The sequence below is a fragment of the Pseudomonas sp. BJa3 genome, assembly GCF_026343815.1.
Lineage (GTDB): Bacteria > Pseudomonadota > Gammaproteobacteria > Pseudomonadales > Pseudomonadaceae > Aquipseudomonas > Aquipseudomonas soli.
The window spans coordinates 348,877-362,948 of sequence record NZ_JAOXMC010000001.1; the positions used below are offsets into that span (position 1 = coordinate 348,877).

Genomic DNA, 14,072 nt, shown 5'->3' on the forward strand with positions numbered 1-14,072 from the left:
ACTAGGGCAACTGCAACCCCCCGGCCGCCTTGTGCAACGCCCGAAGGTGCTCGCCCACCTGCTTGATATTGGCCTCCACGGCTTTGATCTCCCTGCCCCGCTCGGGCCCCAGCAGCGCCCTCACCTGCTGGTCGAGGTCGGTACTCAGGCGCAGCAGCTGCCCCTGGCGCTCGCTGCTCACCTGCTCCAGTTGCTTGCGCTCGTCCGGCTGCGGCAGGCCGTAGCCCCCTGCCCCGAGCAACTCCGCCGGGCGGCTGAGGAAGCCGCTGTTGGCCAGCATCGCCTGCAAGGTTTCGTTGGCTTTGTCGAAGCTGCCGTCCTTGAGCGCCCGCCCGTTCAGGTAGCGTTGCTTGACCTCATCCTGGGCCAGCAGCAGCTGGCGCCGTAGCCCGGCCTGTTCGAGCAGCAGCAAGGCCGCGCTGGTGCGCAGGTCGGCGCGGTCGAACCACTGGCGGCGCTGCTCGGCGTCCAGCGCCAACCAGTCTTCCACCGTCGTCTGTTTGATTGGTAGCTGCTTGCGCAGTACCTCGAACATCGCCTGGTAGCGGTCGCGGTAAGAGTCGAAGCGATAGCCCAGGCGCAGCGCTTCGCGTGGGTCGTCGAGCACGCTGGTATCAGCCAGTCCCCTGCCCTTCATGACCTCGAGCAGCCCGTTGGGCATGATGCTGTCCAAGTCGTTCAGGCGTGCATTACCGGTGCCGCTGCGCAGCAGCTTGAGCGACTCCACCGCGCAGTTGTTGGACAGGAAGTAGTAGTTGCCGTCGTAGCTCCAGTGCATCTCCGCGGCCTGGCGCACCAGGTTTTCGATCTCGGCGCGGCTGAGCCTGAGCGGCACCGAGGCCAGGCTGCGCAGCTCGGTCTTGGTGTACTCGTCGATCACCTGCCCCAACGGCAGCACGAACAGCCTCGACGGGTAGGCGCCGACCAGGCCGTCCCAGCTGGACAGCTGCACATCGTTGACGAAGGCGCGGTATGACAGCACCAGGCTCTGGTCGAGGTCCAGGCGACAGGCCGGCCCGCGTGGACGGCCCGGGGCGCAGATCACCAGGCGCAGCATGCTATGGCCCCAGCGGCTGACCCAGTTCTGGTTGGCTTCGGCCAGCAGGTAGTCGACCTCGTAGACTCGCTCCGGGTCGATCTCGCCCAAGGGTTGGCGGGCGAAGTCGTTGCCGGCGTTGAGGAACGGCAGGCCCTTGGCGCAGGCATCTTGTTGCGGCGCCCAGTCGAAGTGGTCGCGCAGGTACTGGTTCAACGCCGGGCGGCGACAGGCGTAGCTGGGGTCGAGGAGGAAGTACTCCATGTTGACCGCGACAAACTCCTTCGGGCTGCTCAGCTCGTAGGGATCCGGGCTGCGCACCAGCTGGCCATTGTGCTGCTCGCGCTCGCCGCGCCGGCCGACGTACTGCGGCCAGCCGGCCAGGTCCAGCAGGCGGGGGTCGTCGCTCAAGGTGAAGCGGCGTTCGGCCTGGCCGCGACAATCCTGCGGCAGGCCGACCTTGCCAAGCGCGCCCTGCTGGCGCTTGCAGCGGCTGATCAGCTGGCGTTCGGCCTGCGGCCACAGGCGGGCGCGGTCATAGATATGGGTCAGCTCGTGGAGCACGGTGGCGAGCAGTTCTTCGCGGACCGTGCCATGGGGGCGGTTGGTCTTCTCGCGGGCGGCGCTGCCGTCTACGAGGCCCGGCAGCAGGTGCCGGTTGAGATCAAGGCTGGCGACCGGCGAAGCCTGGCCGTAGGCATCCTCGGGCATGCGCGAGGTCCAGCTGACCAGGATCTGCCGGTCGAGCTGCTGCTTGAAACGCGGTGGCAACTTGGCCATGGCTTCGTCGAGCAGCAGTTGGCTGGCCTGCTGTTGCGAAGGGTCGAGGCCGTCGGTCTGCAGCACCAGCTGCAGATCGGCCAGGGCGGGCGTGCCAAGCAGCGTCAGGGCGCAGCCCAGCAGCCAGGCACGCATGCGCTTCACAGGGCGAGGATGGCTTCGGCCAGTACCTGGTCGCTGGCGTCGCGGGCTTCGGGCACGCGGGCGCGCAGGGTGTCGAAGGCGGCTTCGAGCTGCGCGCCGCGGATGTCGCCATTGCTGGCTACGAAGCTGGCGGCGTCGTCGTGGGCTTCACGCACCAATTTCGAATCACGGATCGAGGTGGTGGTGTCGGAGGTGAAGTCGATCGACCGGCCAAAGGCGCGGACGATGATATTGCTGGTGGCCACCAGGGTGTGTGCCTGGGCCAAGTCGGCTAGCAGCAGCATACCGAGGGTGGCGGCGATCAGCGGTTTACGCATGGAGCATCTCCGGAAATACAAGGGAGCGGGTGTAGTTATTGGACGAGTATCGCCTCGGCCAGTTCACGGTCGCCGACAGAGTGTCGGGCGCAGCCGTGGCGCAGGGCGTCGAACGCCGCCTCGAGGCGCGCGCCACGGATCAGGCCGTCGCTGGCGACGAACACGGCGGCATCGTCACGGGCCGCGACGATCCGTTTGCGGTCGAAGGGGGCGGCCGTCACCTGGCTGGTGACGTAGCCCGTGATGACCAGGCTCTGGGTGGTGGCATCCATCGCATGGGCGCTGTTCATACAGGTCAGGGCGACAAGGGAAAGCAATAGGTAACGCATGGGCTTTGAAGTGGCGATTGTCTCGGGCTGCGAAGGCTACCCCGGATGCACGGTTCGGGGCCAGTGAATCCGGGGCAAGGGCAGGGTCAGATGGCGAGGATGGCGCGGGCCAGCTGCGCATCGCTGGCTTGCAGGGCCGGCAGCTGCTGGCGGATGTGCACGAATGCGCTTTCCAGCTTGGCGCCGCGGATGGCGCCATCGCTACCGACGAAGCTGGCGGCATCGTCACGGGCGGCCTTGACGATCTTGTCGTCGCGGAACGAGGAGGAGATATCGGACGTGGCGTCGGTCGAGGCGGCTACGGCGCCGACGACGGCGTCGGTGGTGACGACGAAGCTGGTGGCGTTTGCGGCACCGGCGAGGGACAGCAGCAAGGCGGCGCCAATCAGGTGATAACGGGACATGTTGGTGGACTCCTGCACAGGGTCAAGGGTGGTTCTGGTTATCGGACGCTCGCTTGGCTCGTCACGGTACTTTATATGCCAGGCGCGTAAGACAAGCGTAACACGCGGCGGTTCTGACGCCTGGGCGCGAAAAACAGATCAAATCGTAACTGTATCTATAGAATTTGAGTTCTATAAAACTGTTACGCTTGCGTGCACAAGTGCTCTACTGCGCGGCTTAAAACAAAAAACCCGCCGCAGTTGCCTGCGGCGGGTTCTTGAGAATTCACGGTGCCGGCCTGGGCCGGCGGCCGGCGCTTAGCGCCAGAAAGGCTTGCTCAGCTCTTCGTAGCGCTGCGACTCGCTGATACCGGCATCGGCCAGCAGGCGGGAGTCCAGGCGCGCCAGCTGGCGGCGGCTGGCCATGCGGCGCTGCCACAGTACCAGGGTGGACAGGACGCGCAGCGGCAGGGCGGCGTTGGAAGCTTGGGCGTTTTCAAAAACCAGGTCGGAACTGAGGGTACGTTCCATGATGTGTCATCCTTCCGCTTGTGGCGGCATTAGGGAGTGATTTAACTGGTGCCCATCTTCCTCCTCTCTCGTCCAGAACAGTAGGTACAGTTCAGGTGTAATGTGATGGGCCAGTTAACTGTTGAAAGCGACTGTTGCACCGGTTATTGAGGGAACTGTACTGGTGCGCACTTTTTTGGTGCGGTTTTGTGGTGTCGGCAGGGAAATGGTCGGCAGGAAGTGAGGTATATAGCAGTACAGTAGTACAGTTTTTGATGGGTGCTGGGTTCAAAGTGTTCAGCGATACAGTTGCGGCGCTTGTGATATCGAGCGCCGCCCGCGCGGCTATGGCGCGCGCAGCGGCTTCGGGTGTATCAGACCGACAATGCTGCCCGCCGTGCACGCTCAGCCTTGCCCAGCAGCCGCTTCATCCGCCATTCGAAGCCGAACGTCAGCGCCACCGCCGCGCAGGCCAGACCCAGGGCCAGCCCCCACCAGATACCCTGTGCACCGCCACCGAAGGTGAAGGCGAATAGCCAGGCACTTGGCGCACCCACAAGCCAGTAGCACACCAGGCCAATCAGGAACGTGGTCTTGGCGTCCTTCAGCCCGCGGATCGAACCCATGGCAATGGTCTGCACGCCATCGAACAGTTCGAACCACGCCGCCACCATCACCAATTGCACTGCCAGCATGAAGATAGCGGCGAAGGCCGGGTCGTTGCGGTCGATGAACAGCCCGACCAGGGCATCCGGCAGCAACCAGAACAGTGCGGCGAAGGCGAACATCAGCGATGCGCCAAAGCCAATGCCCACGCGCCCGGCGCTACGGGCCGCCAGCAAGTTGCCGGCGCCGTAGTAAAGGCCAACGCGCATGGTCACCGCATAGGAAAGGCCCGTCGGCACCATGAACGCGGTGGAGACGATCTGAAGGGCGATCTGGTGCGCCGCCAGCTCCGTGCTGCCGAGCACGCCCATGCACAGGGCGGCAAAGGCGAACAAGCCCACTTCGACCATATAGGTGCCGCCGATCGGCAGGCCCAGCCGCCACAGCTCGCGCAGTGCCGGCAGGGAAGGGCGCAGCAGGCCCTTGCGCAGCGGGTAGGCGGCATAGGCCTTGTGCAAGCGGATATACAGTGCGAGCGCGATAGCCATGCCCAGGGTCACCACCGCCGTGACCAGGCCGATCCCCATCAGGCCCAGCTTGGGCAGGCCGAACATGCCCTCGATCAGGGCGTGGTTGAACAGGTAGTTGAACACCGTGCCCACCAGGCTGATGACCATCACCGGTGTGGAGTGGCCCAGGGCGCTGGTAAAACCGCGCAGGGCCATGAACGTCATGTAGCCGGGCAGGGCAAGCGGCAGCAGGGTCAGCAACTGCATCGCCGAGTCGACGTTCTCCGGTTTCTGGCCGAACAGCAGTAGCACCGGCTTGAGGTTCCACATCACCAGCGCCGAGACCAGCGCCAGGCCCCAGGCCAGCCACAGGCCGCTCTGCGCCAGGCGGGTGACGCCCTCGATGTCGTTGGCGCCCTTGCGGATGGCCACCAGCGTGCCGACCGCGGCGATCACGCCCAGGCAGAAGATCGACACGAACGAATAACTTGCCGCGCCAAGGCCACCACCGGCCAGGGCCTGCGGGCTGATGCGGGCCATCATCAGGGTGTCGGTGAGCACCATCAGCATGTGCGCCAACTGCGAGGCGATCAGCGGCCCGGCCAGGCGCAGCAAAGCCTTGAGTTCGGTGGTGGGCGCGACGTGCATGGGGGCGGTCCTTGTTGGTGATTCTGGAAGCGAGCCGTCGATTCTGAGGCTTCGGTCAGCTTTGCACAAAAGGATAAATGCGATCAGTGCCATGAGTATGGCTCATGCCTGTATGATCCTCTGCACCGGCCCAGCTCCCGTATGACAGGTGCATCATGATCCGCCAACTGCCTCCGCTCTATGCGCTGCGCGCATTTGAAGCCGCTGCTCGGCTGAGCTCGTTTACCCGTGCCGGCGAAGAGCTGGCGATTACCCAGAGCGCGGTCAGCCGGCATATCCGCACCCTGGAGGAGCATTTCGCCTGCCGCCTGTTCGTGCGCAATGGTCGCAGCCTGCAGCTGACCGAAGCCGCGCGCATGTTGCTGCCCGGTGTGCGTGATGGTTTTGCTTCCCTGGAGCGGGCCTGCGAAACCTTGCGCGGTGAAGATGACATCCTGCGCATGAAAGCCCCCTCGACCCTGACCATGCGCTGGCTGCTGGCGCGCCTGAGTCGCTTCCGCCATCTGCAGCCGGGCAACGAGGTGCAACTGACCAGCGCCTGGATGGATGTCGATCATGTCGACTTCAACCAGGAGCCGTTCGACTGCGCGGTGCTGCTCAGTGATGGCAGCTTCCCGGCGGACTGGGAAGTGCGTCGGTTGTTTTCCGAGTTGCTGATTCCGGTAGGTGCGCCGGACCTGCTCGATGACGCGCCTTTGGACGAACGGCGCCTGGCCGGCATCGAGTTGCTGCACCCCACACCGGACAAGCGCGACTGGCGGGCTTGGCTGGCGCGCATGGGCCTGACCGACAAGGTCTCGCTCAAGGGCGGGCAGGTGTTCGACACCTTGGAGCTGGGCATGATCGCCGCCGCGCGGGGCTACGGGATCTCTATGGGCGACCTGCTGATGGTGGCCGAGGATGTGGCGCAGCGGCGGTTGAGCCTGCCCTGGCCGACCGCGGTGGCCAGTGGCATGGACTACTACCTGGTGTGGCCACGGACCCGGCCGGGCGGGGAGCGCTTGCGCAGGCTCAGCGTATTTCTGCAGGAGGAGGCGGAGGCGATGGATTTGCCGGCTGTGCAGATCCTTTCGCCGCAGGGCTAGCAATGTTCGAAAAGCCACGGAAAGAAAACGTTTGCGAATATCCCGGCCCCACACTCAAGTATTTCCTACAGACGCCGATCAACTTGCACCAGCGTCCCGGAAGAGGACGCGATTCCCCGTTGATAGGAAGCGGGCGGTCAGCGTGATCAGGACGATCCCGGCCTCTTGCCAGGAGCCTTGCCATGTCTCAACCGCGTGCCCGAATCGCTTCGCAACTCGGGATCGCCCTCGCCATAGTGCTGGCGCTGGTGATCACCGGTAGTACCCTGTTCGCCCTGCGTTCGCTGGACGACGCCAACCTCACCACCCGTCAGGCGCACCTGGCCAGCGAGGCGCGGCTGCTGGCCGACCAGCTCGACACCTTTCATGGCTCGCTCAAGGACAACACCCAGCGTTTGAGCGGCCTGTTCGAGCGCCGGTTCGCCACCGGCCTGGCGCTGCACGCGGGGGAAACGGTCAGCGTCGCAGGCGCCGCGACGCCCGCGTTGTACCTGGGTGATCACCTGCTGAACAACGATTTCCACCAGGTCGACGAGTTCCAGCAGATGACCGCCGGCGTCGCGACCCTGTTCGTGCGCAGCGGCGACGACTTCGTGCGCATCAGCACCAGCCTGACCAAGCAGGACGGCAGCCGCGCCATCGGCACCCAGCTCGACCGCCAGCATCCGGCCTATCCGAAACTGATGGCCGGGCAGACCTACGTCGGCCGCGCCGTGTTGTTCGACCGCAACTACATGACCCGCTACGTGCCGGTGCGCGATGGCAGTGGCCGGGTGATCGCGGTGCTGTTCGTCGGCTTCGACTACACCGACGCGCAGAATGCCCAGTTCGCCAACCTCAAGCGTTTCCGCATTGGCCAGACCGGCTCGCTGGCGTTGCTGGACGAGCAGGGCAAGTGGCTGGTGCCACCGGCCGAGGTGCGTGACGGCGAGGCGGCGGCCCAGGCGATCAAGGCGATCACGCCGGGGGCAGGGCGGTTCTGGAGCAGTGCCGGCGAGCAACTGTTCAGTGTCACCGAGCCGTTCGCCGAAGGCCCTTGGACCGTGGTGGCAAGCATGCCCGAGGGCGAAATCCGCGAAGTGACCTGGAGCGTCGGCCTGCGCCTGGCCATTGGCAGCCTGCTGGCGATGTTGCTGGCCGTGGCCGCGACTCTCTGGCTGCTGCGCCGCAAACTGCGCCCGCTCGGCGATCTGGTGCGCCAGGCAGAGGCACTGGGTGCCGGCGACCTCAACGCCCGCCTGAGCGTCACCAGCCATGACGAGATCGGCCAGCTCGCCCGCAGCTTCAACCAGATGGGCGATGCGCTGGCGACCATGGTCGAGCATATCCGCAGCGCCTCCGACCAGGTCAGTGGCCGCGCCCGCTCGCTGTCGGGTCTGTCGTCCGGCGCCTGCGAGGGCATGGACCAGCAGTCCGGCGAGATCACCAGCATGGCCGGCGCGGTGGAGGAGTTCAGCGCCACCTCGATGAACATTGCCGACAACATGGCCGGGACCGAGCGCATGGCCCGCGACAACGCCCAGCAGACCCGAATCGGTCGCAGCGCCATGGACGAAGCCTCGGTTTCCCTGCGGCAGATCGCCGAAGCACTGGGTGGAACCGCCAGTGTGATGGACACCTTGGGCGCTCGCTCGCAGGAGATCGGCGGCATAGTCGGCGTGATCACCTCGATTGCCGAGCAGACCAACCTCCTGGCGCTTAATGCCGCCATCGAAGCGGCCAGGGCTGGCGAGCAGGGCCGGGGTTTCGCCGTGGTCGCCGACGAGGTGCGCGGCCTGGCCGCGCGCACCCGCCAGGCCACCGACGAGATCTCGGGCATGATCGCCAGCATCCAGCAGCAGACCGGCCATGCCATCAGCACGCTGGAGCAGGGTAACCAGCTGATGCAGGAAGGCCTGGCGCGCAACGACAAGGTGGCCGAAGCCCTGGCGCGCATCGACGAGCAGAGCCGGGTCGCGGGCGAGCAGTTCGCGGTGATCAGCACCGCGACCCAGGAGCAGAGCAGCACCGCGACGGTGCTCAGCCGCAATCTGCAAAGCATCGCCCAGGCCAACAGCGAGCAGCGAGATGTGGCCAATGAGCTGGCCACGACGGCCCGCGAACTGGAAGGACTGGCGGGGCAGTTGCGCCAGGAAGTGGATCGGTTCCGAGTGGGCCGCTAAGACTTACGCGGCAAGCCTGCTCCCACCGACCCTGTGGGAACGGGCTTGCTCGCGATGACGTTTATAGCGCCGACAGCCCCAACGCCTGCGCACACGCCTGCAACGACCTACGCTCGCTTTGCGCATACAGCGCCAATTCATCCTGCACCTTCAGCCCCAGCGCCTGCTCGAAGGCCTCGCGGTTGGCATTGCTGCCGTAGTCGGCCTGGCCATCATCTCCCAGGTTGGACTGGAAAATCCCCGCCGCACTCACCGGCAGGAAGTCTTCGTACACCAGCGCCTCGTAATGCACATGCCCGGCGTCGATCAGCCCTTGCAGGGTAGTGGGGCGGCCGGGCTGCCCGCGCGCCGCCAGCCCCTTGTCGGTGGCGAAATAGCGGAAGTAGGCCAGCCCTTGTTCGCGCATCTGCCCCAGGTCGTCCGGAAATTCGGCGAAATGCTCGGCGAGCAGGGTCATGTAGCGTTCGGCATTGGCCTCGGCCGGCGCGCCGCCGAGGGCCGCGCGGGTCGCGTCCAGCAGACGGTCGTACAGCTGGCGCCCCTTGGGTGTCAGCGCCGCGCCGCGTTGTTCGATCTCGCCGAAGCGCGCCGTGTGGCTGCCCTGGGCATCGCTGAAAGCGACCTTTTCCTGCAGGGCCTTGAAGCTGGTCTGGCGCAGCAGGATCGGCTGGCGACGGGTGGGCGGCCCCTCGACCACGGCCTTGGGTGGGATGCCCTTGGCCGGCATGCCGAGCTGGATGGCGTCGATGTCCAGGGTGCGCGGGGTCAGGTGGTTGATGTGGGGGCCTTTGAACGCCACCACATCAGCGATCAGGCGGTGTTGGTCGTGCAGTTGCTGGTACTGCTCGGCAGTGACGGTGGCGTCCTGGTGCCAGCGGAATGTGTGCAGCGCTTCCTGGACGAAGGTCTCGGCATCGCTCGCGTTCAGGCCACCATCGCGTTCGCATTGGACGATCATTTCCAGCACACGGGAGGTGAAGATCTGCCGCTTGTCGAGAATGCCCTGGGCCAGTTTGCGCAGTTGCGGGTTGTGGATAAGTTCCAGGCGCAGCAGCGAAGTGAACACCCGAAACGGGCTGACATGCAGCGACTGCTCATGCACGGCGCGGAACGCGGTGGAATGTACCGGTACGCCGGCCGAGCTCAGGTCGTAGTAGCCGACCGGCGCCATGCCCATGACCGCGAACAGCCGGGCGATGGTGGCGAGCTCCTCGGCGGTGCCCACGCGGATGGCGCCATGGCGCTCCTGGTCGAGGCGTTCGATCTCGCCGGTCCAGCGCAGGGCCTCAGCCACCTTGGGCTGCGCGGCCATGACCTGCCGGTTGGTTTCGCTCACCAGTTCAAGCAGCGTGCCGTACAGGGGGACTTCCTGCTTGTACATGAGCGACATGGCGGCAGAGAACTGCGCACGGATGCTGTCGGGGCTGACGAAATCGTGGGCGGGCATCGCAAGCTTCCTGGGTGAGTGGAGGACACTTACATGAAAGCTGGGAATGGAGATGCCGTACAAGCGAAAAAAAGTGCGGGTTTCATTCCTTTTTTGATCGACCTTGACGACTCCATAGCGGGGCAAGCCCGCTCTCACGATGGCGTCAGTGTTCGCGCCGCTGGATCTGCTCGGCAACCCACTCCACCAACGCCCGCACCTTGGGCACTTCCGCCGCATGTTCGGCATACGCCAGGTAATGCGCGCCATTGCTTTTCATCGCATGGTCCCAGGCCAGCACCAGGGCGCCCTCGGCCAGCTCTTTGGCCACCAGGTAACTGGGCACCAATGCCACCCCGCAGCCGGCCTGCGCCGCGCTCAACGCCATGTAGAAGGTATCGAAGCGCGGCCCATGATAGCTGTTGTCGGTATGCAGCCCTTGCTCCAGGAACCATTCGTGCCATGCCTGCGGTCGCGAGGTGCTCTGCAGCAGCACCAGCTCCGCCACCGCGCCGGCGTCAGGCAGCGTGCGCCCTTGCAACAGCTCCGGCGCGCACACCGGCACCACTTCTTCGCCGAACAGCTCGATGCAGGTCGCCCCGGGCCAGGTGCCCTGGCCATAGAAGAACACCACGTCGGCCGAGCCCTGCAGCAGGGCGAAAGGTTCCATCTCGTTGCGGATGTCCAGGTGCAGGTTGGGGTGGCGCTTGCCGAAGCCCTTGAGGTGCGGGATCAGCCAGCGCACGCCGAAACTCGGTTGAGTGGCTACCTTCAATACTTCGGTCTGCGAGCCGTAGCTCAGGACATAGCGGCTGGACATATCCACCTGGGTGAGGATCTTGTTCACCTCGGCCAGGTACAGGCTGCCGGCCGGCGTCAGTTGCAGGCGGCGGCGGATGCGCAGGAACAGGTGATGGCGCAGCATCTCCTCTAGCTGCGCCACTTGCTTGCTCACCGCGCTCTGCGTCAGGTGCAGTTCCTCGGCGGCGCGGGTGAAGCTCAGGTGACGGGCTGCGGCCTCGAAGCACTGCAGGGCGGTCATGGACGGTACCAGGCGTTTGGACATAAGCGGTCTCGGCGGCTGAAATCATTACCTGGTGGAATGATATGCGGAATAAAGGTCGTTTGTTGCACCCGAGTAATCGGATTAATACTGACCCACGACATTTTCAACCCCTTCACCCGATGTAAGGAGAAGCACGATGGTTGCTGGATTGCTCGAGCGCCTTGGCGTTGCCGCCGCGGCTCACACCCAGGGCGATTACCCTGTCCATACCCCCATCGACGGCAGCCAGATCGCCTCGGTGAAGTTGCTCGGCAAGGCCGACACCGTTGCCCGCATCGACCAGGCGCAACAGGCCTTCGAAGCCTGGCGCAGCGTGCCGGCCCCTCGTCGTGGCGAGCTGGTGCGCCTGTTCGGCGAGGTGCTGCGCGAGCACAAGGCCGACCTCGGCGAGCTGGTGTCCATCGAAGCAGGCAAGATCACCCAGGAAGGCCTGGGCGAAGTGCAGGAAATGATCGATATCTGCGACTTCGCCGTCGGCCTGTCGCGCCAGCTGTACGGCCTGACCATCGCCTCCGAACGTCCGGGCCACCATATGCGTGAAACCTGGCACCCGCTGGGCGTGGTCGGGGTGATCAGCGCCTTCAACTTCCCGGTGGCGGTGTGGGCGTGGAATACCGCGCTGGCGCTGGTGGCGGGTAACGCGGTGGTGTGGAAGCCGTCCGAGAAGACCCCGCTCACCGCGTTGGCGTGCCAGGCGCTGTTCGACAAAGCGCTGAAAGCCTTCGGCGATGCCCCTGCAGGCATAGCGCAACTGGTGATCGGTGGCCGTGACGCCGGCGAAGCTCTGGTCGACGATTCACGCGTGGCCTTGGTCAGTGCCACCGGCAGCACCCGCATGGGCCGCGAAGTGGGCCCCCGTGTGGCGGCGCGTTTCGGCCGCAGCATCCTCGAACTGGGTGGCAACAACGCGATGATCCTGGCTCCGAGCGCCGACCTCGACCTGGCCGTGCGCGGCATCCTGTTCTCTGCCGTGGGCACCGCTGGCCAGCGCTGCACCACCCTGCGCCGGCTGATCGTGCACCGTTCGATCAAGGACGACGTGGTCGCCCGTGTCAAAGCCGCCTACGGCAAGGTGCGCATCGGTGACCCGCGCAAGGACAACCTGGTCGGCCCGCTGATCGACAAGCAGTCGTTCGATGCCATGCAGGGCGCGCTGGCCAAGGCCCGCGACGAAGGTGGGCAGGTATTCGGTGGCGAGCGCCAGCTCGCCGAGCAGTACCCGAACGCCTACTACGTGTCGCCGGCCATTGCCGAGATGCCGGCCCAGAGCGAGGTGGTGCGCCACGAGACCTTCGCGCCGATCCTCTACGTGCTGGCCTACGACGACTTCGAAGAGGCCCTGCGCCTCAACAACGAAGTGCCGCAAGGCCTGTCGTCGTGCATCTTCACCACCGACCTGCGCGAGGCCGAACGTTTCCAGAGCGCCGCGGGCAGCGACTGCGGCATCGCCAACGTCAACATCGGTACCAGCGGCGCGGAGATCGGCGGGGCGTTCGGTGGCGAGAAGGAAACCGGCGGTGGCCGTGAGTCTGGTTCGGATGCCTGGAAAGGCTACATGCGCCGTCAGACCAACACCGTGAACTACTCTCGCGAATTGCCGCTGGCGCAAGGGATCGTGTTCGACTGATGATCGTCGCGGGGGCTTTGCCCCCGTTTCGCCGGCAAGCCGGCTCCCACAGCGACCGCGTCGATCTCTGTGGGAGCCGGCTTGTCGTGGCGACGAACCGCGACGATGGGCCGCAACAAGAATAAAATCTGCTGGAGCCGGTCATGTCCGAACTGCGTCAAGAATGCTTGTGGGAACACGTCACCCAGCCGACCGTTGCCGCCCAGGCCCTGGCCGGCGAGCACAAGGCCGATGTCTGCGTGATCGGCGGCGGCATCACCGGCCTGTCGGCGGCCATCCATCTGCTGGAGCAGGGCAAGTCGGTGATCCTGCTGGAGGCCTGGAAAATCGGCCATGGCGGCTCCGGGCGCAACGTCGGCCTGGTCAACGCCGGCACCTGGATCCGCCCCGACGACGTCGAGGCCACCCTCGGGCACAAGCAGGGCGGACGCCTGAACAAGGTGCTCGGTGAGGCGCCGGGCGAAGTGTTCGCCATGATCGAGCGCCTGGGTATCGACTGCCAGGCCCGGCACCAGGGCACGCTGCACATGGCACACAATGCCACCGGCATCGCCGACCTCGAAGCCCGCCACCAGCAGTGGACCCGGCGCGGCGCCGACGTCGAGCTGCTGACCGGCGCGCAATGCCAGGAATACTGCGGTACCGACAAGATTTCCGCCGCGCTGCTCGACCGCCGCGCCGGCACCATCAACCCCATGGGTTACACCCAGGGCCTGGCCGCTGCCGTGACCCGGCTGGGCGGCAAGCTGTTCCAGCAGTCCGCGGTCGAAGGCCTGGCGCGCGATGGCGATGCCTGGCGGGTGCGCACAGCACAGGGCGCAGTGCGTGCCGACAAGGTGGTGATCTCCACCGGTGCCTACACCGAAGGCGATTGGAGCAACCTGCAGAAGCACTTCTTCCGCGGCTACTACTACCAGGTCGCTTCCAAGCCGTTGCACGGCGCCGCCGCCGACCAGGTCCTGCCCCATGGCCAGGGCTCGTGGGACACCCGCACGGTGCTCAGCAGCATCCGCCGCGACGAACAGGGCCGGCTGCTGCTCGGCAGCCTCGGCCGGGTCGACAACAAGCCAGCCTGGTTCGTGCGCAGCTGGGCCGACCGCATCCAGAGCCACTACTACCCGGCGCTGGGCAAGGTCGAATGGGAGATGCACTGGACCGGCTGCATCGACTTCACTCCGGACCACCTGATGCGCCTGTTCGAACCGGCGCCGGGGCTGGTGGCGGTCACCGGCTACAACGGGCGGGGCAACACCACCGGGACGGTGATCGGCCGGGCCTTTGCGGAATTTCTGCTCAAGGATGACCCGGACAGCCTGCCGATTCCGTTCTCGCCGATGAGGCCGGTGAGCGCGCCATCGTTGCGCACGGCGTTCTACGAGTCGGGGTTCTCGCTGTATCACGCCGGGCAGTGCCTGCGGGTGGTGCTGTAATTCCTGTTCCGGCC

General features: G+C 65.7%; 12 protein-coding genes and 1 pseudogene. 5 read left to right on the forward strand and 8 right to left on the reverse strand.

What is annotated here, in order from left to right:
• Position 1: 1 nt before the first annotated feature.
• The 6 genes from OH705_RS01640 to OH705_RS01665 form a co-directional block, all read right to left on the reverse strand.
• Positions 2–1,960 (reverse strand): DUF4105 domain-containing protein, encoded by a 1,959-nt coding sequence (locus OH705_RS01640; RefSeq protein ID WP_267300717.1) that lies wholly within the window; start codon positions 1,958–1,960, stop codon positions 2–4.
• Positions 1,957–2,277 carry a DUF2388 domain-containing protein gene (locus OH705_RS01645; RefSeq protein ID WP_038707122.1) on the reverse strand — a complete coding sequence of 107 codons (321 nt, stop codon included), beginning with the start codon at positions 2,275–2,277 and terminating at the stop codon, positions 1,957–1,959. Before OH705_RS01645 ends, OH705_RS01640 begins: the two co-directional genes overlap by 4 nt.
• Positions 2,278–2,312: 35 nt before the next feature.
• Positions 2,313–2,606, reverse strand: coding sequence for a DUF2388 domain-containing protein (locus OH705_RS01650; protein WP_110604057.1), 294 nt, complete (start codon positions 2,604–2,606; stop codon positions 2,313–2,315).
• 86 nt (positions 2,607–2,692) lie between these two features.
• Entirely contained in the window at positions 2,693–3,010 is a 318-nt protein-coding gene (locus OH705_RS01655) for a DUF2388 domain-containing protein (RefSeq protein ID WP_046853647.1), read from the reverse strand.
• A 297-nt stretch (positions 3,011–3,307) separates the two neighbouring features.
• The gene (locus OH705_RS01660; RefSeq protein ID WP_011531561.1) at positions 3,308–3,520 is read right to left on the reverse strand and encodes a DUF1127 domain-containing protein; all 213 of its coding nucleotides are present in this window, start codon (positions 3,518–3,520) and stop codon (positions 3,308–3,310) included.
• 353 nt (positions 3,521–3,873) lie between these two features.
• Entirely contained in the window at positions 3,874–5,262 is a 1,389-nt protein-coding gene (locus tag OH705_RS01665) for a NorM family multidrug efflux MATE transporter (RefSeq protein ID WP_094010777.1), read from the reverse strand.
• Between the two features lie 155 nt (positions 5,263–5,417).
• On the opposite strand from OH705_RS01665, the gene OH705_RS01670 reads away from it, so the two are divergent.
• The 3 genes and pseudogenes from OH705_RS01670 (at position 5,418) to OH705_RS29180 (ending at position 8,509) form a co-directional block, all read left to right on the forward strand.
• The gene (locus OH705_RS01670; RefSeq protein ID WP_267300718.1) at positions 5,418–6,347 is read left to right on the forward strand and encodes a LysR substrate-binding domain-containing protein; all 930 of its coding nucleotides are present in this window, start codon (positions 5,418–5,420) and stop codon (positions 6,345–6,347) included.
• Between the two features lie 182 nt (positions 6,348–6,529).
• Positions 6,530–7,642 (forward strand): annotated as a pseudogene (locus tag OH705_RS29175) (Cache 3/Cache 2 fusion domain-containing protein); the annotation flags it as partial.
• 135 nt (positions 7,643–7,777) lie between these two features.
• Positions 7,778–8,509 carry a methyl-accepting chemotaxis protein gene (locus OH705_RS29180; protein ID WP_371041516.1) on the forward strand — a complete coding sequence of 244 codons (732 nt, stop codon included), beginning with the start codon at positions 7,778–7,780 and terminating at the stop codon, positions 8,507–8,509.
• A 61-nt stretch (positions 8,510–8,570) separates the two neighbouring features.
• On the opposite strand, the gene OH705_RS01680 is transcribed toward OH705_RS29180, so the two are convergent.
• Both OH705_RS01680 and OH705_RS01685 read right to left on the reverse strand, forming a co-directional pair.
• The gene (locus OH705_RS01680) at positions 8,571–9,956 is read right to left on the reverse strand and encodes a VOC family protein (RefSeq protein WP_267300719.1); all 1,386 of its coding nucleotides are present in this window, start codon (positions 9,954–9,956) and stop codon (positions 8,571–8,573) included.
• Between the two features lie 145 nt (positions 9,957–10,101).
• Entirely contained in the window at positions 10,102–11,001 is a 900-nt protein-coding gene (locus OH705_RS01685) for a LysR family transcriptional regulator (RefSeq protein WP_094010774.1), read from the reverse strand.
• 136 nt (positions 11,002–11,137) lie between these two features.
• Here OH705_RS01685 and OH705_RS01690 point away from each other — a divergent pair, with 136 nt between their 5' ends.
• Positions 11,138–12,628 carry an aldehyde dehydrogenase family protein gene (locus tag OH705_RS01690; RefSeq protein ID WP_094010773.1) on the forward strand — a complete coding sequence of 497 codons (1,491 nt, stop codon included), beginning with the start codon at positions 11,138–11,140 and terminating at the stop codon, positions 12,626–12,628.
• Positions 12,629–12,771: 143 nt separating this feature from the next.
• Positions 12,772–14,058 (forward strand): NAD(P)/FAD-dependent oxidoreductase, encoded by a 1,287-nt coding sequence (locus tag OH705_RS01695; RefSeq protein WP_267300720.1) that lies wholly within the window; start codon positions 12,772–12,774, stop codon positions 14,056–14,058.
• Positions 14,059–14,072 lie beyond the last annotated feature (14 nt).